Annotated in this window: 17 protein-coding genes and 4 tRNA genes; 9 read left to right on the forward strand and 12 right to left on the reverse strand. The window is 43.8% G+C overall.

Translation table 11 applies throughout. The features are described from left to right. Window positions 1–12 precede the first annotated feature (12 nt). The 4 genes from ppnN to queF all read right to left on the reverse strand — a co-directional run bounded on the left by ppnN (window position 13) and on the right by queF (window position 6552). Window positions 13–1371, reverse strand: coding sequence for a nucleotide 5'-monophosphate nucleosidase PpnN (gene ppnN / locus AAGA51_RS03815; protein WP_042488915.1), 1359 nt, complete (start codon window positions 1369–1371; stop codon window positions 13–15). A 376-nt stretch (window positions 1372–1747) separates the two neighbouring features. Next, window positions 1748–3313, reverse strand: coding sequence for a GGDEF domain-containing protein (locus AAGA51_RS03820; protein ID WP_042488911.1), 1566 nt, complete (start codon window positions 3311–3313; stop codon window positions 1748–1750). A 108-nt stretch (window positions 3314–3421) separates the two neighbouring features. Beyond that, on the reverse strand, window positions 3422–5680 hold the full coding sequence (locus AAGA51_RS03825) for a tetratricopeptide repeat protein (RefSeq protein ID WP_174435428.1): 2259 nt from the start codon (window positions 5678–5680) through the stop codon (window positions 3422–3424). A 26-nt stretch (window positions 5681–5706) separates the two neighbouring features. Next, the gene (queF, locus tag AAGA51_RS03830; protein ID WP_042488905.1) at window positions 5707–6552 is read right to left on the reverse strand and encodes an NADPH-dependent 7-cyano-7-deazaguanine reductase QueF; all 846 of its coding nucleotides are present in this window, start codon (window positions 6550–6552) and stop codon (window positions 5707–5709) included. A gap of 109 nt (window positions 6553–6661) precedes the next feature. On the opposite strand from queF, the gene syd reads away from it, so the two are divergent. Further along, the gene (gene syd, locus AAGA51_RS03835) at window positions 6662–7213 is read left to right on the forward strand and encodes a SecY-interacting protein (protein ID WP_042488903.1); all 552 of its coding nucleotides are present in this window, start codon (window positions 6662–6664) and stop codon (window positions 7211–7213) included. Further along, complete coding sequence (locus AAGA51_RS03840) at window positions 7213–7989, forward strand: Zn-ribbon-containing protein (protein ID WP_042488900.1); 777 nt, start codon at window positions 7213–7215, stop codon at window positions 7987–7989. Before syd ends, AAGA51_RS03840 begins: the two co-directional genes overlap by 1 nt. A gap of 69 nt (window positions 7990–8058) precedes the next feature. Here the strand turns inward: AAGA51_RS03840 and AAGA51_RS03845 are convergent, their stop codons facing one another. The 4 genes from AAGA51_RS03845 to metN all read right to left on the reverse strand — a co-directional run bounded on the left by AAGA51_RS03845 (window position 8059) and on the right by metN (window position 11914). Then, complete coding sequence (locus AAGA51_RS03845) at window positions 8059–9186, reverse strand: GGDEF domain-containing protein (RefSeq protein ID WP_042488898.1); 1128 nt, start codon at window positions 9184–9186, stop codon at window positions 8059–8061. A gap of 183 nt (window positions 9187–9369) precedes the next feature. Continuing rightward, window positions 9370–10179, reverse strand: coding sequence for a MetQ/NlpA family lipoprotein (locus tag AAGA51_RS03850; protein ID WP_042488896.1), 810 nt, complete (start codon window positions 10177–10179; stop codon window positions 9370–9372). Window positions 10180–10212: 33 nt separating this feature from the next. Further along, on the reverse strand, window positions 10213–10890 hold the full coding sequence (locus AAGA51_RS03855; RefSeq protein WP_042488894.1) for a methionine ABC transporter permease: 678 nt from the start codon (window positions 10888–10890) through the stop codon (window positions 10213–10215). After that, the gene (metN, locus tag AAGA51_RS03860; RefSeq protein WP_042488892.1) at window positions 10880–11914 is read right to left on the reverse strand and encodes a methionine ABC transporter ATP-binding protein MetN; all 1035 of its coding nucleotides are present in this window, start codon (window positions 11912–11914) and stop codon (window positions 10880–10882) included. The genes AAGA51_RS03855 and metN overlap by 11 nt, the downstream gene beginning before the upstream one ends. Before the next feature lie 267 nt (window positions 11915–12181). On the opposite strand from metN, the gene gmhB reads away from it, so the two are divergent. The 5 genes from gmhB to treC all read left to right on the forward strand — a co-directional run bounded on the left by gmhB (window position 12182) and on the right by treC (window position 17731). Continuing rightward, entirely contained in the window at window positions 12182–12739 is a 558-nt protein-coding gene (gene gmhB / locus AAGA51_RS03865; RefSeq protein WP_042489142.1) for a D-glycero-beta-D-manno-heptose 1,7-bisphosphate 7-phosphatase, read from the forward strand. Between the two features lie 95 nt (window positions 12740–12834). Further along, window positions 12835–13194 carry an MliC family protein gene (locus AAGA51_RS03870; protein WP_042488889.1) on the forward strand — a complete coding sequence of 120 codons (360 nt, stop codon included), beginning with the start codon at window positions 12835–12837 and terminating at the stop codon, window positions 13192–13194. A gap of 79 nt (window positions 13195–13273) precedes the next feature. Continuing rightward, window positions 13274–14221, forward strand: coding sequence for a trehalose operon repressor TreR (gene treR / locus AAGA51_RS03875; protein WP_042488886.1), 948 nt, complete (start codon window positions 13274–13276; stop codon window positions 14219–14221). 328 nt (window positions 14222–14549) lie between these two features. Beyond that, window positions 14550–15974: a PTS trehalose transporter subunit IIBC gene (gene treB / locus AAGA51_RS03880; RefSeq protein WP_042488883.1), complete on the forward strand. Its 1425-nt coding sequence runs from the start codon at window positions 14550–14552 to the stop codon at window positions 15972–15974. Between the two features lie 65 nt (window positions 15975–16039). Then, window positions 16040–17731 (forward strand): alpha,alpha-phosphotrehalase, encoded by a 1692-nt coding sequence (gene treC / locus AAGA51_RS03885; protein ID WP_042488880.1) that lies wholly within the window; start codon window positions 16040–16042, stop codon window positions 17729–17731. 116 nt (window positions 17732–17847) lie between these two features. On the opposite strand, the gene AAGA51_RS03890 is transcribed toward treC, so the two are convergent. The 4 genes from AAGA51_RS03890 to AAGA51_RS03905 all read right to left on the reverse strand — a co-directional run bounded on the left by AAGA51_RS03890 (window position 17848) and on the right by AAGA51_RS03905 (window position 18499). Continuing rightward, window positions 17848–17932 (reverse strand) — tRNA-Tyr (locus AAGA51_RS03890). 104 nt (window positions 17933–18036) lie between these two features. Then, window positions 18037–18121: transfer RNA gene (locus AAGA51_RS03895), tRNA-Tyr, on the reverse strand. Window positions 18122–18225: 104 nt separating this feature from the next. Next, a tRNA-Tyr gene (locus AAGA51_RS03900) sits at window positions 18226–18310 on the reverse strand. Between the two features lie 104 nt (window positions 18311–18414). Further along, window positions 18415–18499 (reverse strand) — tRNA-Tyr (locus AAGA51_RS03905). A gap of 286 nt (window positions 18500–18785) precedes the next feature. On the opposite strand from AAGA51_RS03905, the gene AAGA51_RS03910 reads away from it, so the two are divergent. Together AAGA51_RS03910 and vexH are read left to right on the forward strand one after the other, a co-directional pair. Continuing rightward, a complete protein-coding gene (locus AAGA51_RS03910) occupies window positions 18786–19844 on the forward strand; it encodes an efflux RND transporter periplasmic adaptor subunit (protein WP_042486510.1) in 1059 nt (352 codons plus the stop codon). Further along, window positions 19844–22951, forward strand: a complete 3108-nt coding sequence (vexH, locus tag AAGA51_RS03915; protein ID WP_042486503.1) for a vibriobactin export RND transporter permease subunit VexH — start codon at window positions 19844–19846, stop codon at window positions 22949–22951. Before AAGA51_RS03910 ends, vexH begins: the two co-directional genes overlap by 1 nt. Window positions 22952–22990: the final 39 nt, after the last annotated feature.

The raw sequence follows: 22990 nt of genomic DNA on the forward strand, positions 1-22990 counted from the left end.
CATACTCACAGACTAACTTTCTATACGATAACAAGGTACATAAGCACTTCCTCCCGGAAGCTTCATACGATGTTGCTCGACAAAGTCTTTTAGCAGCTTATCCATCTTCTTCATCAACTTCGGATCACCATGAAGTCTGAAAGGCCCATGACGTTCGATTTCACGAATACCTTCCGCTTTCACGTTACCCGCAACGATACCGGAGAACGCTTGGCGTAAATTCGCAGCCAGAACTTCTGGACGTTGGTTAAGGTGCAAATCTAAGTTAGCCATGTTTTCATGAGTCGGTTCAAACGGAAGCTGGAACTCAGGCTCAATTTTCAAAGACCAGTTAAAGCTATACGCGTCTTCGTTGTCTTTACGTTGTTGACGAATTTTAGGCATGGCATTTTTCATGATGCGCGCGGCTTCCGCTGGGTCATCAACCACTATGGTGTAGTGTTTCTGGGCTTCTGGGCCCAACGTTTCACCAATAAATTCATCAATTGAACGGAAATACTCTTCGCTCTCTTTCGGGCCAGTTAAGACGATTGGCATCGGCTGAGTTGCGTTGTCCGGATGCATCATAATACCCAGTAAATAAAGCAGTTCTTCAGCTGTACCCGGCCCGCCCGGGAAGATAATAATACCGTGAGCCATTCGAACAAATGCTTCTAAGCGTTTTTCGATATCCGGCATGATGATCAGTTCATTCACGATTGGGTTTGGCGGCTCTGCAGCGATAATTGAAGGTTCAGTTAAACCAATATAGCGTTTATCCGCATAGCGTTGTTTAGCGTGACCAATCGCCGCGCCCTTCATTGGACCTTCCATCGCCCCCGGACCACATCCGGTACAGATATTTAGCTCACGTAGTCCCAGCTCATTACCTACTTCACGGGTGTATTGATATTCGACAGGGTTGATTGAGTGACCACCCCAGCACACCACTAAGTTTGGAGCCGTACCCGGAATAAGCGCTCCGGCGTTACGTAAAATACCAAACACTAAGTTCGTAATGTGTGTTGAGTTGGTGAGATTGAGCTTCTGTCCTTCCGCGATGTGCATATTGACGTAAACAATATCACGCAGCACTGAGAACAGATGTTCCTGAATCCCTTTGATAATGTGGCCATCAACAAACGCGTGTTCTGGCGGATTGGTGAGTTCCAGTTTTACGCCACGTTCACGGCGCATTACCGTGATATCAAAATTCGTGTATTTATCTAACAGTTCTTTTGAGTTATCGGTATGGCTTCCAGAGTTCAGTACCGCTAGGCTACAGTTGCGGTACAGCTGGTAAAGATCACTGGATGCAGTTTTTTTTAATCGTTCTACTTCCAGTTGTGAGAGTAAATCCATACTCCCCGCCGGGCTGACTTGAGTGATCATGAGAGCCTCCTTATTTAGAGGGAAAGAAGATCGCGAGGACCTTAATTAAACGCTAGTGGAGATAGCACATCATATACCAATCAAGACGAACAGGTGTTCAGAAAGTGCGTAGGAAGATTCGAGAGCCTCATTACTAGCATGATTTTCTATGCAATGAAAAAAGGCGTAGACGCGAATAAAAAGCAGCAAATCCGTTTCTTGATGGGTATATCAGTATCAATAAGCTAACTTGTTGATATTTCAAGTTTCAATCTAGTGTGCTTTGTATAGTAAGGAGAACACGATACTCTATAAACTGTGATATGTATCGTGTAATTGAAGTGAGTTTGCTTAAAATTCGCTCAGTTTACTTTTATTTGCTGTGCCTTGCTTGCTGTTATTTCCAAGTGATCTGATTTGGACCAAATTTTTTCCCGTTATTCAGCGCTAAATGTAGGCGCTCAAGAACGATTTCAGGAGAATCAGAGTCTTTAAACAAGGTACTTGCTGCGCTTAAAGTGATAGTGATGTTTTTGTCACGGAACTTAAACGGCAAATGGGAAATGCTGCGCTGAATTTTTTGCACAATCTGGTAGCACTCTGAATCAGAACGCTCTGGCAGTAACAACACAAACTCTTCACCAGAAAAGCGCGCTACAGTATCAGTATCTTCAATGTTGTTCTTGATAGTGCGAGCGATAATTTTCAGTGCTTTATCACCGGCGGTATAACCAAAACTGTCATTGATCACTTTGAATTTGTCGATATCGAGCATAACAACGCGAAGGTTGTGTTGTGCGCGAATCCAGCGACGGTATTCGAGTTCTAGACGGTCATTAAATGCAGTACGGTTGTAAACCTTGGTGAGCGGATCTTGCAGCATGCGCTGAGCTTGATCTTCTAGGCGACGACGATAATCTTGCGTCACTTCGAAAAGCGTTTCCATTTGGTTTTTGGTGTAATCCATACGCTCAATTAACGCTTGTTCACGAGCTTCTGCCAGTGTCAGTCGTTCAGAGAGCGAAGCTAATTCGCTCATTAATGGATTTAAAGTGTTTTTAAGAGCGTTGATTTCAGTACCATCTCGAACCGCAGTTTGACTTCTTGAGACCAGAGAACTCAGTTCCCGATGCATATCTTTGCGGTGTTCGAAATAGTTATGGCTTTGTTCAACGTTCAGGGCAGAGCTTTTTAAGCTGGTGGACAAAGATGCGTTCACCTGCTCTAAAAACTTTTCAGACGTCTTTCTTTCGTAATTCGTGCCAGCGACAACCAGCTTCAATACTTCTAGTGTGAGTTCGAGTAAAACTTGTGTACTAACACCGATCAGCAGCTTAGCTCGAATATCACTCAGTAAATCTCCAGACTCACCTTCAAAATCAAGCTCAGTGATGAGCTGTTGTAGCTCTTCGTTTAACTTAAGAAGAATTTCTTTGTCTGCACTTTGAGTCAGCTCTTCAACGACGGCATTCGGATTTGAGGTGATGATTTTTATTGAGCGTTCATAGATAGTAAGAAGGCGTAAAGCTTGCTCTACTTTAGACAGATTCTGCCCAGTCGAAAAACTGAGAAGATCACGAAGATCGCGTTTGATTTTAGACGGTAAACCAGGGATGCGTAGTAATACTTCACCGCTATGCTTTACCTGTTCATCTAAATGTTGGTTCTGCTTTTCGGTGTCTAACGTTTGCTTCTTCAACATGCGCTCCAATACGGCCAAGCGAGGAATTAAAATGCTGACATCTTTCTGCTGCTCAAGCGCTTCTCGTAATTCGACCAAATTTTGGTTGAGGCGACTATCCTCGCCCTTACAGGCAAGACTGAGTGATGCGACGATTCGTTTTAGGACTTTTTGCTCTAGTTTAAATTTGAGCGAGCTATCCCTGTGTGTTAAACGCGTCTGTTCCAACTGCATTTTGAGTTGGTGTAACTGAATCTGGATATCTTGCTCTAATGCGCCCATTTATAAAAATGCTAAATATTTAGGGAGATCTAATCCTACTTACTAATCTGTCGATAATAGCAAATTTATTTGATACGTCATCGTATCTCTTTGTTAAACGGCTGGGAACTAACCATCTTTTAATATTTTTTTGATATTCTCCTCATTATTGTGAGATGAGTGGACTTTTATCAAACCTTGGTTGATGGCGTGCTTACAGGATTTTCGCATGTTATTTGATGCAAAGCTGGCAGCAGGAGCATTATCAATCGCTTTCAAATAGACCCAATGAGAGCAGTTTTCTTTCATACTCAGTTCGCGTGCAGCACTAGTTGCCATCAACAGAATATCCAACAGTTCTTTGTCGTTAATTGCCGTGTAAGCTCTCGGCAAAAATGGATAATCGGTAATCCCCATTCGAATAATTCGGTTAATTTTGCGCTCAGGTTGAAACTCTCGAATCCATTGCTGAATCTTTTCAAACATCTCTTCAGGCGGGCTGTCTCTGTCAGTGCTTGGCTCGATGAATAGTAAGTTTGAATCAGAAAAATGATAAAGCCTTGTCGGTTCGTCAATTTTAGATTTTAAGTATTCGCCAAACGCTCGCTCTAGCTCTAAGCCAGCAGTATAACCGTGTTGAAGATACATGTTACGCAGGAATGGTACGTCAATCATGGCGAAACGAAGACGGTCATTCAGCGGTTCATGAATCAGTTCACCAACATGCCAAAGTTCATAGTTTTGGCTGCTTCTTTGCAGTGATTTCGGTAGTTTTGCATTCAACATGCGTAAGTTGCGCAGGCGTGAACGAGAGTGAGTAAACAAGTTGGTATTGAGTTCTTCAATCTCTTCGTTTTGAGTTTGGATAACGTAGCTTCGACGCAAAACTAATAAAAATAACGCTCCCGCCACAATAAATAGAGTAAAGGTCAATTTTTGCAATTTTGAGTATTGACGCTTCGTCTCTTTAAGTTCGTTTTCCTGACCGACTAAGTGCAGCGTTTGCTCGACAAACTCTTTTTGCTGACGGAAAGCATCTTCGCTGATTTGGTTGAGTTTTTCCTGATGGAGATTTTCCAACACGTAGCTGCGTTTCATGGCTTCAAGCGCCAGAGCATGCTTACCGAGTTGCTCATAACCTTGAGAGAGCAGGCTATAGGCTTGCTGTTCAATATGTTGGTTGCCAATCGACTGGCTGATTGCTAATGCTTTCTGAGCATTGAGAATCACTTGTTCGCTTCGCTGTTGATGGTACGCAAGGCTTGCATTAAGCAGCGCAGCTTTCCCTTTCAGATGAGGAATGTCCGCATACTGAAGAAGATCTTCGGCACGTTGTAAATACTGTTCCGCGAGCGGGTAGTTATAGAGATGGATATACGTGGCGGCGAGACTGAGTCGAGTCCCGATGACGCTTTCGATATTGTTGTTATTATTCTCATGATCAATCACGTTGAAATAGTTCACCAACGCGAGGTTGTACTTGCCTAAATCAAAGTAGACATCACCCATACGTTTTAACACCATGGCAAGCTTAGGTGATTTCTCATAGTTATCGTAAAAATCGGCTGCTTCCGATAAGTGAACTAGGGCTTTATCCAACACGCGTCGCTCAAAGAATAACTGAGCCAATAATGTGTTGGTTCTTGCCAGTCTGGCACTTGAGTTCGACTCAATAGAGCTCCAGTAAGCTATCAGCAGTTCAGAGAGCGCGAGGTTGTAACGTTCATGGTCTAAGTAATGGCTGCCGACCATGATGTGATAGTCGATCTTCGTATCTTCAGACTGGATAAACTCCAAGTCTTCTTTAAGCTCAATAAACAGTTTGTTGGCCAGTTCAACATCATTAGCTTTCGATGCTATTTCAGCCCGTAACAGTTTAATTTTGTAGCCAATTCCACGAGCAGGGAAATCTTTGCTTCTGATGGATTCGTATTGTTGTGTGATATCACGCAGTTTTTCGCGCGCATCAGTCACATCGTCGTTATCCAGCCAACGCAGGCGAATTTGCAGTAACTGAATTTCTAACTGTAAATAGGGTAGGTTGAATTCTTGCGCGGTGTTAAAAGCGTCATCCAATAGTCGAAATGCGGCAATCGGATAGCCGAGATTAAACTCGGCTTGTGCGAGGATTTTCATCGCAGCTACAGTGCTCGCAGGCGTGCGCAGACGGCTGTCGGTTTCGTCTCTTGCAACGGTGGATGGGTTTTGCTCGGATTTCTCCGCCATCTTCCTTACGGTTAAATACTCACTTGTGAGTTCTTTAGCTTGTTGTGGCGATATTTCTATCAAGCTTTCAGCTTCGTTTAGCGTCGGTGATGAATACGTTGCCGCTTGTGAAAATACTGAAAAAAAGAAAAGAGCTAGAGAAAACCAACGCTTCCAGCGAATATATCCCATCCTTAATTGTGTCCTTTTTATTGGCGAGCCATACGTTTGTTGTCTTGTGGTGCTGCTTGTTCTGTTGAACGGTACGGGTTGATATCTAGGCCGCCACGTCGAGTATAACGAGCAAATACAGTCAGTTGCTCTGGTTTGCAGAAGCGAGTGATGTCCGTAAATATACGCTCAACACATTGTTCGTGGAACTCATTGTGTTCACGGAAAGAGACTATATAACGTAATAGCGCTTCGCGGTTAATTTTTGGACCTCGATACTCAATTTCAACGCTACCCCAGTCCGGCTGATTGGTGATCAGACAGTTTGATTTCAAAAGGTGGCTATGCAGAGTTTCGCTAATAATAGTATCTTCCGCAGCACCTTCTAGCAGTGATTCGTCGAAATCGTAGCTATCAATTTCGATGTCTTGATCGTCAATGCAATCGCCTTTCATTGTGACAATAGGCTCTGCCGTGTAATCACTTAAAGGCTTGACCTTAACCTCAACGGTTTCGCCAGCACAAGCAGAGAGATCCGTAATCAAATGTTGTTCAACCTGTTGCCAGTTTTCAAACTTAGTTTGGTTAAAGCTGTTCAGATAAAGTTTGAACGACTTCGACTCAATTAAATTTGCACTGGTAGCTGGGATCGCAACTTCGCCGATAGCCACTTGTGGCAGACCTTTGGTATTCAACCAAGACAACTCATAAAGTGTCCAGATATCACAGCCTTTAAACGGCAGTTCACTACCTAAATTCAGGTCATCACGGTTTAAGCTACGTGGAACAGGTTGCAGTAGTGTTGGGTCATACTGATGTGAGTAATCGGTTTTTTTACCTAAAGTCAGACCTGCTAACTCTTTGGCATCGGAATATTTGCTCATACTTAATGCTTAATTCGATTAGAATAGACAGAATTTTACGCAATACCGCAGCCTGTGTCATCAAAGGGCTGCTAGTTAGCTCAATCGAATTTGAACAGTGGAGATTTTCATGGCGCATTCTGTTGCAGAAGCCTTACATACTTTTAGTCAGCGCTATCTAGATGCTTATCAAGCCGCACACCAACATTTACCTGAAAATGAAGAGTTGGCGGACTGGGTTTCGCCGTGCGTTAAGCAAAAGTTTGAGAATAGTGTGTATTGGCAGCCTGTAGCCAGAGATGAAGTCGCTGATCTTACTAATGTCGAGAACGGTATTGAGATTGCTTTGCATGAAGATATTCATGCTTTTTACGGTATTCAATATAGTGCGGATATGGCAGCGAGCTGGAACGGCAATGCTCTTAATTTATTGCAAGTTTGGAGTGATGAAGATTACCAACGTTTGCAAGAGAACATTCTCGGTCATCTGGTTATGCAGCGTCGTTTGAAACAGAAACCAACGGTATTTATTGCAACCACTGACGATGAAATGGAAGTGGTATCGATTTGTAATCTGACTGGCAACGTTATTCTCGAAAAATTAGGCACAGATAATCGCCAAGTGCTCAGTGACGATGTTGCTAGCTTTCTGCTGCAACTTGAGCCGGAGGTAGACGCATAATGTACGTGGTTGAGCTAGAGTTTGAATGTTTTGATAACACCACGATCACCGCGGTAGATAAAGCGATCAATGGATTGATGGATGCACTGCGCTACAACGGTCAGGTGCTAGGTCGTGAGTTTCCCATCGTCATGGGGGATGGAGAGTTTAGTGTTCGTGCTGTGTGTCCTGAAAAAGACAGCCTTCATCCAAACAACCATTCTGATTTTGTTAAAGTGTGTTTTAACCGACTTGCGGATGCTTGCTTACTTGCTCCTAAGTTTCGCTTGCTTGGCAGAGATATCAATTCTGAGCAAGCTGCGGAAGAAGAAACACCTAGCTGGCAGGTTCTTTATACCACCTATGTTCATACCTGTTCTCCACTGCGTAGCGGTGAAACCTTGTTGCCGATTCCTCTTTATCGCAATGAAGCGACGTTTAATGGCGACCATAAGGCAGTTGTTAAATGGCAGACAGAGTGGCAGGCGTGTGACGAGCTACAAATGGCAGGGGGCTGCAAAGCGGAACATGCAGCTTTGAAAGAGATTTGCGATGTAGACAGTGACTTATTCCGTCGTGGTTGGGATTTAAGTAAACGTATTGAATACATTACTAAAATACCGACTTACTACTATCAATACCGTGTTGGTGGTAAAAGCTTGGCGGATGAAAAAGCTCGCCCTTGTCCTAAATGTGGTGGGGAATGGATACTGGATGAACCTCTGCATGATATCTTTTATTTCAAATGTGATAGCTGCCGAATCGTATCCAATATCTCTTGGGATCATCTGAAGTAATTGGCAAGTTTGAACAATCAATAAGAGCCGCTGGTCTAAAATCAGCGGCTCTTTTTTGAAGAGGCAGTATTAGGCGATGTGAGTTATTTGGCAAGGGTCCCAGCGTGCTTCAAAGCTCATTGCACTGAGGTTAGTCCTGTGTGCTTCCGCTTTTGCGGAGTACATATGTTTATCCGCGAGACTCAAAATATCTTCTGCTTTCAACCCAGAGTCAGGATAGTAAGAGACACCACCAATACTTAACCCTACGTCATGTTGTACTCGTTGTGTAAAGTCATCGATCAACCGTTGGCCTACTACATTTGCACAATCAATACTGGTGTTAGGTAATAGAATAATAAATTCGTCTCCACCGTATCGAGCTGCTGTTTCAGATTGGCGCAAGGTCTTTTGGCAGGCAGTGGCAAAATCAATCAACACTTGGTCACCCGCGAGGTGTCCAAAATTATCATTAACTTGTTTAAATCTGTTCAAATCGATATAGAGCAGGGTGAAGTGTTGCTCAGATCGGAAGCTTAGCGCCCACAGTTTTTTGAGTTCTTCTAATAGAGCTCGCTGGTTATATAGTCCGGTGAGAGAATCGCGCATTGAGAGTTCTTCAAGCTCTCTGGTTCGCTTTTTAATGCGTCTTTCTATGCTATTTGCGTACTGAAGTAGCTGCTTATTTGCATTATCAACTTCATGATTTTTCGATGAGATATAAGTGTCGAAGATAAATTGATTATCGAAATAGATAACTTTTTGCAGTGCAGCGAGTGTTGAAATCGGGCTGCGACCACATTGTGCAAAATGTTTGTTGATTTCTTGATTAAGTAACGAGTGTATCTGCTGGACGCTGGCAAGATAGAACTTAGGGCTTACCCCCATTCTTTGATGAACCTTGCCAATTTTTATACGCTGTTCAGCATACTTTTGGTTGTAGTTACCACAGAAAATATCCGCCACATATTTCTTCATGGCGTTGTGAAGTCCTCCTAGCGTTTGTTTGTCTGCAATAGTTAGAGCCACTTCAGGTATTTTTATCTGATGTGCGTAAAACTGTTGCACAACCGTAGGGATGAGAGGTAACAACCACTCTTCACATGCTTTTAACAGGACTTCATCTTCTTCCGTAATGTCCATCAGCCCTTTTCGACGATCGAGTTCGTGCTCTGTGATGTTCATTTGTTCTAGAAGTGAAAGAGATAAGTCGTGCATGCTGAGTAAATAATCGTCTAATAAATGGTGCTCAAGCTTAGCGAATAATGACGATAATTAAGCCATTGTAGGTAGAAAAAGGAATATTCCTACAAGCATCTTTTGATCCCAAAAAGCAAAAGGGCTCCAATAGGAGCCCTTAACTATTTTGATAACTATATAGTGATAACAAAAGGTTATCGATTACCAGCCTTTAACTGCGCCACCTTGGAAGATGTCAGATGCAGCTTTTGCTACTTCGTCTGTTTGGTACGCTTTTAGGAACGTTTGTACGTTTTCAGCGTTTACGTTGTCTTCACGAGCAACAAGCAGGTTCACGTATGGTGATTCTTTGTTTTCTACGAAGATACCATCTTTCTCTGGAGTCAGATTGATAGAGCTTGCGTAAGTTGTGTTGATGATAGAAAGCGCTACGTCATCAAGAGAACGTGGAAGTTGAGCTGCGTCTAGTTCAACAATCTTGATGTTTTTAGGGTTTTCTACGATATCACGAACAGTAGCTAGAAGACCTACGTCTTCACGTAGTTTTAGCAGACCTTGTTGCTCAAGAAGTAGCAGAGAGCGACCTAGGTTAGTCGGATCGTTTGGTACTGCAATACGGTCACCGTCTTGGATCTCATCAACAGATTTTACTTGCTTAGAGTAGCCAGCGATTGGGTAAACAAATGTATTACCAGCAATAGCCAGTTTGTAGCCACGGTCAGCAATTTGTTGATCTAAGTATGGCTTGTGTTGGAATGCGTTTGCATCGATTGAACCGTCATCAAGCGCAGCGTTTGGTGTTACGTAGTCAGTGAAAGTTACAAGTTCAACATCTAAGTTATATTTGTCTTTTGCAATTTTCGCAGCCACTTCTGCTACTTGAGCTTCAGCACCCGCAATAACACCAATTTTTACTTTGCTGGTATCCGCTTCTTTATCACCACAGCCAGCTAGTACAAGCGCAGATGCTGCAGCAGCAATGGTCAGTAAACTTTTAAGATTGAATTTCATGGTAATCTCCTTGTTAGAAATTCTTGTATCGTTTTATCTGTGATCAACGCGGCGTACGAATGCATCACCGATTGATTGAATTATTTGTACTAGAACAATAAGCATGACAACGGTTACTGCCATTATCACCACATCGTAACGGTGGAAGCCGTAACGAATAGCCACATCACCTAGGCCGCCGCCACCCACTGTACCAGCCATCGCTGAGTAGCTCACAAGAGTAACCAGCGTGATCGTTACAGAGTTTAGAATGGTCGGCATTGCTTCTGGTAACAGCACCTTGCGAATAATTTGCATTGGTGTTGCGCCCATAGATTGTGCAGCTTCAACAAGACCAGTTGGAACTTCCAATAATGCCCCTTCAATCAAGCGAGCAACAAAAGGAATTGCGCCGATAGTTAGAGGTACGATTGCTGCTGTTGTGCCAATGAACGTTCCCACAAGCAATTTAGTTACTGGAATAATCGCTACCATCAACACAAGAAACGGTACTGAACGGCCAATGTTGACGATTGCGCCAAGTATGCTGTTCAACTTAGTGTTTTCTAGCAAACCACCTTTTTTAGTCGTGTGCAGAATAACGCCTAGTGGAATACCCAGCGCGAAACCAATAACGCCAGCAACAGCTACCATATACAAAGTCTGCCAAGTTGCTGTTAAAAGCAGGTCACCGTTTAGTGATAACCAGTTAGCAATGGTATTAAAGGACATAACCAAGCACCTCTACTTTTACTTTATTGTCACGAAGGTATTGAATTGCAGCGTTATCGTTTTCTTCATCACCGAAGATTTCCGCTACCATCATGCCGAACTTCACACCGCCAGCGTAATCAAGATCTGAACTCAGGATGCTGACATCAATGTTGAATTTTCGCGAAATTTGCGACATCAACGGTGCATCAACAGTTGCGCCGGTAAATTCCAAACGAACTAATGGGTAACTGCCTTGCACTCGTGTTGGCTGCAAACGTGCTTGGTAATCATCAGGAATCGATAAATCCAGTGTTGAACGAATGAACTGATGAGCAAGTTCTGTTTTTGGATGAGCAAAAATATCACCCACAGAACCTTTCTCTACTAATTCACCGTCACCGATGATAGCCACTTCATGACATATACTTTTTACTACATCCATCTCGTGGGTAATCAACAAAATAGTGATGTTTAACTTACGGTTAATCTCTTTCAAAAGCTCAAGAATCGACTGCGTAGTCGCAGGATCGAGAGCACTGGTTGCTTCATCACACAGCAACACTTTTGGATCAGATGCCAGAGCACGAGCTATCGCAACACGTTGCTTTTGACCACCACTTAGATTTGATGGGTAAGTGTCACGTTTCTCTGACAAGCCAACCAACTGAAGAAGTTCAGAAACTTTCTTCTCAATATGACTAACACTTTGACCAGCAAGCTCTAACGGCAGAGCAACGTTTTCAAACACAGTACGCGAAGAAAGCAGATTAAAATGCTGGAAAATCATGCCGATGTTACGGCGTGCTTCGCTCAATTGCTTCGAGCTCAGCTTAGTAAGGTCAACACCATCAACAATAACGCTACCGTTAGTTGGGCGTTCTAACATGTTCACACAACGAATCAGCGTACTTTTACCAGCACCTGATGAGCCAATAACACCAAAGATCGTGCCTTGTTGGATGTTAAGGTTGATGTCTTTTAAAGCATTGATTTCTTTCGTGCCTTGATAAAACACCTTGTTGACGTGACTAATCTCAATCATTGAAAAACCTGCGCAGGGATAAATCTTGGTTGTTTTGTAACGAGTTACCTTTGTATTACTAAAAAAGCAGCAACAACAGAATAAAATATTTAACTCGTTCTAACTTGGTAGAGGATGCTATGGCTTAACTAAGTTCAAGTCAATAGATATTTTTACGTCTAGACGTCTAAATGGTTGTTTGAGTGATACTGTTAAGTAATTAGATAGTGATGAAAGAAATAAAGCGTGCAATAATTCGCGTAGTTTGACTTTAAAGAGATGAATATTTTGGCGAAACCAGCTGTGTTTTTAGACCGTGACGGCGTAATAAATGTCGATCATGGCTATGTAAGCGACGAACATGATTTTGAGTTTATCGACGGTGTTTTTGAAGCCGCGAAAACACTGCATGAAATGGGCTATCTACTTGTATTGGTGACCAACCAGTCGGGTATCGCTCGTGGCATGTTCAGTGAAGATCGTTTTCTGTCATTAACGCAGTGGATGGACTGGAACTTCGTTGATAATGGCGTTGAGCTTGATGGCATCTACTATTGTCCTCACCATCCCGAGTATGGTGTAGGCAAGTATAAAGAAGATTGTGATTGCCGTAAGCCAAAGCCGGGTATGTTTATCTCTGCTCGTGACTTTTTGAAGATCGATATGGCGAACTCTGTGATGGTGGGTGACAAAGCGGAAGACATGATGGCCGCAGAAGCAGCCGGAGTCGGTACCAAGATCTTAGTTCGTACAGGCAAGCCTGTGACTGAAAAAGGTGAAAGTTTAGCCACTGTTGTACTGGACAGTTTGCGCGAAGTGCCTAACTATTTAAAAGAGCGTAAATAATACCATTACTAGTAATCGGTAGTTGAGACATTGCTGGGGTTGGTATTAAGAGGTCGCTTAGGCGGCCTTTTTTATTATTTGAAGAGAGAATCATCATGAATAGAAACGATATCCTAGTCGCATTCTGCTTGGTGGCGCTACCCTTGACTGCACTAATGGCGTGTTCAAGCTCAACCGAAGTCGATGGACTTAAAGTTAGGGACAGTGATTTTCAACATTACCTTTGCGACGATGAGAAGCAGTTTGATGTAGCTTACGTATCAGAAGAAAACGCAGTGTTAAAGACCTCGGAAAGCCTGTATCGCTTGGTTCGTATTCCTTCCGGCTCTGGAGCGAAGTACATATTGGATGACCACACTTCAGCGGTAGTGAATCCTGTTACCTTGTTCACGAAAGGGGATGACGCTAGGTTAGAAGTCAAAGGTATTATTTATAAAACTTGCCGGATTGAGTGAAATTTTGCTTATATATGGCCTTGAGTAGAAGTAGTGCGGTGGTTTTCCACCGCTTTTATCACCTTGCAGACCATATTTCATGAGCAGAAAACTCACCATTCTTGATATCGCAAAACTTTCCGGAGTCGGTAAATCTACCGTTTCTCGTGTACTCACTAATGATCCAAAGGTGAAGCCTGAAACTAGAGAGAAGGTTGAGCGCGTCATTGCTGAATCAGGTTATGTCCCTTCTAAATCGGCGCAGTCGATGCGCGGCGGCAGCCAGAAAGTTATCGGTGTGATTATTTCTCGCCTTGATTCGCCTTCTGAAAATCGTTCTGTCAGCAGCATGCTTGAGATCTTTTACGCTCATGGTTATGACGTCGTGATCATGGAAAGTCAGTTCGATCGGCAGAAAACCAACGAACATTTGGATGTATTGTTAAAGCGCAATGTGGACGGCGTGATCATTTTTGGCTTTACGGATTTAGATGCGCAAGCTTTGGTACCTTGGCAGTTGAAATCGGTGGTGATCGCTACTCATTCTGAGCAGGTTTCCTCAATTAATTACGATAATATCGGTATCATCAATCAGGCATTGGATTACGTTAAGCAGCAAGGGCTAAATCAAGTCAGCTTTATCGGCGTCGATCCTCAAGATGCCACAACTGGCGAAATGCGTTTGCAAGCCTATCTAGATTGGTGTCAGAAGCAACAAATAACACCCTGTTATCAAACGGGTAAATTGAAACACGAAAGTGCCTATCAATTGGTTGATAAGGTACTGTTTGAAAATACTCAAGCCATCGTCTGTGCCAGTGACACCCTAGCGTTAGGTGTGATTAAGCGCTTGCAAGAGTGTCAGCGTGAAGATGTTGTGGTGACAGGTGTTGGCGGTAATGAGTTACTGACTTTCTTGTTCCCTAAAGTCTACAGTGTTGATCCTGGTTATCGGCAAGCAGGATCGCAGGCAGCGAATCTGTTAATTTCGCATCTTAGCGGTGATGTACAACATCTGGTTCATCTCACTCAAGTTCCTGCCCTCTGAGTACCTGCGACATTAACCAATAGGGCGAGAAAGTCTTTTTTCGCCTTGAATGCTTCTCGTCTTGAAAGCCTTCCGCTTTGAATAGTATTCGCTTTGATCACTTCTCTCTTTTACCACTTCTTGCTTTGATCATTTCTCTGTTTTTACGTGAAAGCTTGCATATCTTTTGTTGAAAAAAACACCGCCTAATGTGATCGTTCTCAATTTATGGGACTGTTCCCATTTTAAGTCTGATTTGTATGTGCCACTATACTGAAAACTTAATGGGAATGTTCCCATTATCAATTAGACTAATATAAAAGCTATAAGTAACAGGGTGGACAAAGGTATGAGTAAGATAGCGAGACAAGATGTAGAACGTCTTGTTGAATTGGTTGGCGGTAGTGAAAACATCGCCAGTGTTAGCCACTGCCTAACACGTTTACGGTTTGTGTTAAATGAACCAGAAAAAGCGGATAAGCAAGGTTTGGAATCGCTGAGTTTAGTGAAAGGTTGCTTTACTAACGCAGGACAATTCCAAGTTGTGATCGGCACTGAAGTCGACCAAGTGTTTAAAGTGCTTTTGGATATCACAGGTCAATCTGGCGCTTCAAAAGACGATGCGAAACTTGCAGCACGCCAAAATATGAATCTTTTGGAACGCGGTATCTCCCATCTTGCAGAAATTTTCGTACCGCTGCTTCCTGCGATTATTACCGGCGGTTTGATCTTGGGTTTCCGCAACGTGATTGGCGACATCAAGATGTTCGACGGTCAGACCTTAACGGAAATCAGTCAGTTCTGGGCAAGTGTACACTCATTCTTATGGTTGATCGGTGAAGCTATCTTCTTCTTCCTACCGGTTGGTGTGTGTTGGTCAACTGTGAAGAAGTTAGGTGGAACGCCTATTCTTGGTATCACTTTGGGTGTGACACTGGTTTCGCCTCAACTGATGAACGCTTATCTGATTGGTAAACAAGTGCCGGAAGTCTGGGATTTTGGCCTATTCGTAATTGAAAAAGTGGGTTATCAGGCTCAGGTTATCCCTGCGATCTTAGCTGGTGTAATGCTTGCCTTTATTGAAAACACCCTAAAACGAGTGGTTCCAGCTTATCTCTATCTGGTTGTTGTACCGTTTGTTTCATTAATTTTGGCTGTTATCTTAGCGCATACGTTAATTGGACCGTTCGGCCGTGTATTGGGTAATGGCGTTGCCTTTGCTGCAAAAGCTGCAATGACGGGTGATTTCGCGGTACTGGGCTCGATGATATTTGGTTTCTTGTACGCACCACTGGTTATCACTGGTATTCACCACACCACCAACGCTGTTGATCTACAGTTGATGCAAGAGTTGGGCGGTACACCAATTTGGCCTTTAATTGCGCTTTCTAACATCGCTCAAGCTTCAGCTGTTGTAGGCATTATTCTGATCAGCAAGAAACATGGTGAGCGCGATATTTCTGTACCAGCGGCAATTTCTGCTTACTTAGGTGTGACTGAACCGGCTATGTACGGTATCAACCTCAAATACAAGTTCCCAATGCTATCCGCAATGATTGGTAGTGCTTTGGCTGCAGCGGTATGTGGTAGTGCTGGTGTAATGGCGAATGGTATCGGTGTGGGTGGTCTGCCGGGCATTTTATCTATTCAGCCTCAGTACTGGAGTATCTACCTTGTTGCAATGTTAGTTGCGATTGTGGTTCCAGCAGCACTGACTTTAGTAATGTACAAGCGTGCACAAGTCAAAGGCGATTTATCAACCGCTTCAGCATAACGTTTTTATGAGTGGCTTTTTGCCACTCTTTTTTCTGTTTTTGATTTTTGGTAAGTGAGAAAAGAATGGCCTTTGCTAATAGTGAATCCGACTGGTGGAAAACTGCATCTATCTATCAAATTTATCCTAAAAGCTTCTGTGACAGTGGCGCAAAAGGAACCGGAGATATCCAAGGCATTATTTCTAAACTGGACTATCTGCAAACTCTGGGCATTGATGCCATCTGGTTAACGCCTGTCTATCAGTCACCAATGATTGATAACGGTTACGACATTGCGGATTACTACTCGATCAATCCTGATTTTGGCACCATGAGTGACTTCGATAACCTACTTGAGCTGGCTCATCAGAAAGGTATTCGTATCATTATGGACATCGTTGTGAATCATACTTCGACACAGCATATGTGGTTTCAGTCAGCGTTGGCAGATAAAGCTAGCCCTTATCGTGACTACTACATTTGGAAGTCCCCCGTTGATGGCGAAGTGCCGAATAACTGGCAGTCAAAGTTTGGTGGCAGTGCTTGGGAATATGATGAAAAGTCGAACCAGTATTACTTGCATCTGTTTGCTAAGGAGCAAGCGGATCTGAACTGGGAAAATCCTCTGGTTCGAGATGAAGTAAAAGAAGTTATCAGCTTCTGGGCTGAGAAAGGTGTGGACGGCTTTCGTTTGGATGTGATTAACCTGATTTCCAAACAGCAGGATTTCCCAAACGATGAGGTGGGTGATGGCCGCCGTTTTTATACTGATGGCCCGCGTGTGCATGAGTTTTTACAAGAAATCAGCCGTGACGTTTTCCAAAAGTATGGCAGTGTGACGGTAGGGGAAATGTCATCGACAACATTGGAGCATTGTCAGCAATATTCGTCATTAGATAACAAAGAGTTATCTATGGTTTTTAACTTCCATCACCTGAAAGCGGATTATCCTAACGGAGAAAAGTGGACCAAAGCCCCCTTTGATTTCATACAACTCAAGCAGGTATTTAACCATTGGCAAACTGGCTTGAATGGGAAAGGTTGGGGAGCACTGTTCTGGTGTAATCACGATCAACCCCGAGTGGTCAGTCGTTTAGGCAATGATAGCGAGTACCGTGTTGAGTCGGCCAAAATGCTCGCAACGTCAATACATATGATGCAGGGCACACCTTACATATACCAAGGTGAAGAGATTGGTATGACGAACCCAGGGTATAGCGATATTTCGCAATACCGAGATGTTGAAAGTACCAATATGTACGACATTATGGTCAAGCAAAATGGTGTCAGTGAAGCGGATATGTTGGCGATTCTGGCGCAGAAATCTCGTGATAATTCTCGAACGCCAATGCAATGGAATAGTAGCCAATATGCAGGTTTCAGTGCTGGAGAACCTTGGATTTCTGTTGCCAGCAATTATCCTCAAATCAATGCAGAACAAGCTTTAAGTGAAGAGGATTCGGTATTTTATTACTATCAAAAGTTAATTCAGTTGAGAAAGGAGATTACCGTTATTACTGACGGTGACTATCAAGACTTACTACCCGAGCACGAAGCCATTTTTGCTTATCAAAGGCGCAGTGCTACACAGACTCTGGTGTGTTTGAATAACTATTATGGTGCTGACGCAGAGTGTGAATTACCACAAGAACTTGAGTTGAATAATGCACGTTATCTTATCGGCAATTATTCAGACATTGAGAATCAGCTAGTTGAGTTTAAGCAAAGGTTAAGAGCTTACGAAACCAGAGTCATTTTGATTGAGCACCCCCTGTAGTCTCAATAAACACAAGCCCTTTTTATAGGGGCTTGTTCTTTTGCGCTAATGCTCTGATATTTTTAGAGTATTCTGAAATGAAAAAAGCCAGCTCAATGAGCTGGCTTTTCTATATATGGTGGAGGGGGACGGATTCGAACCATCGAAGGCGGAGCCGGCAGATTTACAGTCTGCTCCCTTTGGCCACTCGGGAACCCCTCCAGGGTGTTTTCCTAATCTTTTACAAGAGAAGGCTTGAATGAAGTTTTCCCAACGCATCAATCAAGTTTTGCTCTCATGAGAACTTATCGTCGCATAAGAAAATATGGTGGAGGGGGACGGATTCGAACCATCGAAGGCGGAGCCGGCAGATTTACAGTCTGCTCCCTTTGGCCACTCGGGAACCCCTCCAGGGTGTTTTCCTATTCTTTTACAAGAAGAGGCTTGAGTGAAGTTTTCCCAACGCATCAATCAAGTTTTATTCTCGAGAGAACTTATTGTCTCAAAAGAAAATATGGTGGAGGGGGACGGATTCGAACCATCGAAGGCGGAGCCGGCAGATTTACAGTCTGCTCCCTTTGGCCACTCGGGAACCCCTCCAGGGTGTTTTCCTAATCTTTTACAAGAAGAGGCTTGAATGAAGTTTTCCCAACGCATCAATCAAGTTTTGCTCTCACAAGAACTCATCGTCTCACAAGAAAATATGGTGGAGGGGGACGGATTCGAACCATCGAAGGCGGAGCCGGCAGATTTACAGTCTGCTCCCTTTGGCCACTCGGGAACCCCTCCAGGGTGTTTTCCTAATCTTTTACAAGAAAAGGCTTGAATGAAGTTTTCCCAACACATCAATCAAGTGCGGAGCGCATATTATCAAACTCGGACTTTGTGTAAACCCTTTTTTTGTCTTTTTGAATTGAATGCTGGCTTTTTGGGCAAAGATGGCCGTAATTCCCCATTTTCTTTTTGAAATAGTGGTTTGAAAAGGAGATGGAAATATCAAATTTACGTTCCTTTACGTTTCCACGTGCTATAACTCGTTATAATAAAAGTTCTTTCTTATATGCTGATGTGGTTTATGAAAAACGTTTCGATTCTTTCTGCTGTTCTTGCTATTGCCTTATTAAGTAGCCAAGGCGCTGTCGCTGCGGGGCCAAGAAGTGCACCTGCTATCTCTGTTGTCACTGATTTAGTGCAGGTTCATCAAATCTCTCAATCACTTTCTTTAGTTGGCAAATTGGAAGCTGAACAGTCAGTCATTATTTCGCCAGAAGTGGCAGGAAAAGTAGACGTTATTGCGGTCAAAGCCAATCAGGAAGTAAAGAAAAATCAATTATTGGTGCAGTTATCTGACGAAAAAGCTCGTGCTTCTGTCGCCGAAGCAAAAGCGTATTTGCGTGATGAAAAACGTAAGCTGGCCGAATACGAGCGTTTGTTAAAGAGAAGCGCCATCACTCAGACTGAAATTGATGCTCAGAAAACCAGTGTTGACATTGCTCAGGCGCGCTTAGAAGCGGCAGAAGCGAACTGGAATGATCTTCATATCAAAGCCCCATTTGCTGGCACAGTAGGTTTTATCGATTTCAGCCGAGGTAAGATTGTTAGTACCAGCACTGAACTGATGACGTTAGATAACCTTTCATTAATGCAGTTGGATCTTCAGGTTCCTGAACGTTATTTGTCGATGCTTTCTAAAGGCATGAAAGTGGTTGGGACAACCCATGCTTGGCCGGGCAAGACATTTGAAGGCGAAGTGGTTGGTATCGATACTCGCGTAAATACTGAAACGCTGAATTTAAGAGTGCGCATTCATTTTTCCAATGCTGGTGGCTTACTTAAACCCGGAATGTTGGTTTCAGCGAACTTAGCTTTCCCAGCAATTGAAGCGCCGATTATTCCAGTTCAGGCTCTCGAATACTCTGGCACCAAGCGTTATGTTTACGTTGTGAACCAAGAAAACAAAGCGGTTCGAACAGAAGTGCTTTTAGGTGCTCGTGTTGAAAACCAAGTGGTGATTGATCAAGGGCTAGGAATTGGTGAGAAAGTGGTTGTTCAAGGCATAGTTAACATGCGTGATGGCGCTAAAGTGTCCGAAGTGACGGCTGAGGGTCTGCCAGTGAACAAGGATGACAACTAATGTTGATCTCTGATGTTTCTGTAAAACGCCCAGTTGCCGCGCTTGTTCTAAGTATGCTGCTGTGCGTGTTTGGCTTTGTCTCTTTTACTAAGCTTGCTGTGCGAGAAATGCCGGATATTGAAAATCCGGTTGTTTCCATCTCAACCCGATATCAAGGCGCTTCTGCGACCATTATTGAAAACCAGATTACTTCTGTTCTGGAAGAACAGTTAACGGGTATCAGTGGCGTCGACGAAATTACATCAGTGACTCGTAACGGTTCGTCTCGTATTACGGTCACCTTCAACCTTGGTTATGACCTGAATACCGGCGTCAGTGATATTCGTGATGCGGTTGCGCGGGCTCAGCGCTCTTTGCCTGAAGGGGCGGATGACCCTCTGGTGTTTAAGAACAATGGTTCTGGCCAAGCTTCTATGTACATTAACTTGAGTTCATCGACGATGGACCGAACTCAGTTAACCGATTATATGGAACGAGTTCTGGTTGACCGCTTTAGCCTGATTTCAGGTGTCAGCTCTGTGGACGTCTCTGGCGGTTTGTACAAAGTAATGTATGTGCGATTGCAACCAGAATTGATGGCGGGGCGGGGTGTGACCACTTCAGATATTTCAGCCGCATTACGTCGTGAGAATATCGAAAGCCCAGGAGGTCAAGTCCGTAACGATTCTACGGTGATGTCGGTTCGTACCGCTCGAACTTATCAAAAGCCGCAAGACTTCGAGTACCTAGTGGTTAAACGTGTTAACGGGTCGCCGATTTATCTCAAAGATGTGGCTGATGTATTTCTTGGCGCTGAGAATGAAAACTCGACGTATAAAACAGACGGTGTCGTGAACGTGAGCATGGGGATTGTTCCTCAGTCAGATGCTAACCCGCTGGAGGTGGCGAAACGGGTTCATCAGCAGGTCGATAACATTCAGAAATTCCTGCCTGAAAACACCAAGCTGGTGGTGAACTACGACTCAACAATCTTCATTGAACGCTCTATCGAAGAGGTATACAGCACCTTATTTATTACTGGTGGCTTAGTTGTTTTAGTGCTCTATATCTTTATCGGTCAGGCTCGTGCGACATTGATCCCTGCGATTACCGTACCTGTATCCTTGATCTCTTCTTTTATTTCGGCCTATTACTTTGGCTTCTCTATTAACCTCATCACCTTGATGGCACTGATTCTGTCGATTGGTCTGGTTGTGGATGACGCTATTGTGGTGGTGGAAAACATCTTCCACCATATTGAACAGGGCGAGAAACCTTTGCTTGCTGCCTATAAAGGCACACGTGAAGTGGGCTTTGCTGTTATTGCCACGACCTTAGTGTTGGTGATGGTGTTCCTGCCAATCTCCTTTATGGATGGAATGGTCGGTTTACTGTTCACTGAGTTTTCGGTGTTGCTGGCAATGTCGGTGATTTTCTCGTCATTGATAGCACTGACCCTCACGCCTGTGCTGGGCAGTAAGATTCTTAAAGCAAATGTGAAACCGAATGGCTTTAACCGTTTTGTTGATAAATTATTCGCAAAGCTGGAATCGGCTTATCGCACTATGTTGCGTTTTGCTTTGCGCTTTAAATGGTTTGCTCCTCTAGTCATTCTTGGCTGTATTGGTGGCAGTTACCAGTTTATGCAAAGTGTTCCCGCGCAACTGACGCCGTCTGAAGACCGAGGAGTTATCTTTGCGTTTGTACGAGGCGCAGATGCAACCAGTTACAACCGTATGTCTGCCAATATGGACTTAGTGGAAGCTCGATTGAAACCTTTGCTTGGGCAAGGCTTCTTAAGATCGTTCAGTATTCAGTCGCCAGCATTTGGTGGTAATGCTGGAGATCAGACGGGTTTTGTAATTATGACGCTGGATGATTGGAATCAGCGCAGCATTACCGCTCAAAACGCACTGGGTGAGGTAAGAAAAGCATTAGCAGGTATTCCCGATGTCCGTGTGATTCCATTTATGCCTGGTTTCCGAGGCGGCTCCAATGAGCCGGTACAGTTTGTACTTGGCGGCTCAGATTATACTGAGCTCAAAGAGTGGGCTGAGAAACTAGAAGCGGAAGCGGAAAGCTCAACCTATATGACAGGTGTGGATATCAACTATTCAGAGAAAACGCCTGAACTGGTGGTGACGGTTGATAAACAAAGAGCATCGGAACTGAACATCAGTGTGCAAGATATTTCGGATACGCTGGAGGTAATGCTGGGTGGTAAGGCGGTTACCACCTTCGTCGAGCGTGGTGAAGAGTATGATGTTTATTTACGCGGTGACGAAAACAGCTTCAATAATGCTGCAGATTTAAGCCAAATCTATATGCGTACTGGAAACGGCGATCTTGTCACTCTGGATACCGTGACCAAAATTGAGGAAGTGGCATCGGCTATTCGCCTGTCACACTACAACAAGCAAAAAGCGATTACCATTACTGCGAACTTAGCTGATGGGGCAACCTTAGGTCAGGCTCTGGATTTTATGGATCAAAAAGCTTTGGAAATATTGCCAATCGACATCTCCGTCAGTTATTCCGGTGAGTCTAAAGACTTTAAGGAAAACCAGTCGAGTGTTGCGGTGGTATTCGCACTAGCCTTGTTGGTGGCTTACTTGGTGCTTGCCGCTCAGTTTGAAAGCTTTATCAACCCGATGGTGATTATGTTTACTGTACCTATGGGGGTGTTCGGCGGTTTCCTTGGCCTATTTATTATGGGGCAGGGAATGAACGTATATAGCCAAATAGGTATGGTGATGCTGATTGGTATGGTGACCAAGAACGGTATCTTAATTGTTGAGTTTGCCAACCAGTTACGCGACCGTGGCGTTGAGTTTGAAAAAGCGATTGTGGATGCTTCTGCGCGACGCCTTCGTCCTATTCTAATGACAGCATTTACAACTCTGGCTGGCTCTATTCCACTGATTGTCTCTACTGGCGCTGGTTATGAAAGCCGTGTGGCTGTGGGTACGGTTATTTTCTTCGGGATGGCATTCGCTACCGTGGTTACCTTGTTTGTTATTCCTGCAATGTGCCGTTTAATTTCAGCGAAGACACAAGCTCCGGGGCATGTTGAAGCGGAACTGAACAGAGAGTTGGGGCACGATAACAAAGGCCGAACAACTCACTAAGCCCCTTGCCTTAAACCCAAAATCAAAAAGCCCGCAAAA

The sequence above is a fragment of the Vibrio diazotrophicus genome, from assembly GCF_038452265.1.
GTDB lineage: Bacteria > Pseudomonadota > Gammaproteobacteria > Enterobacterales > Vibrionaceae > Vibrio > Vibrio diazotrophicus.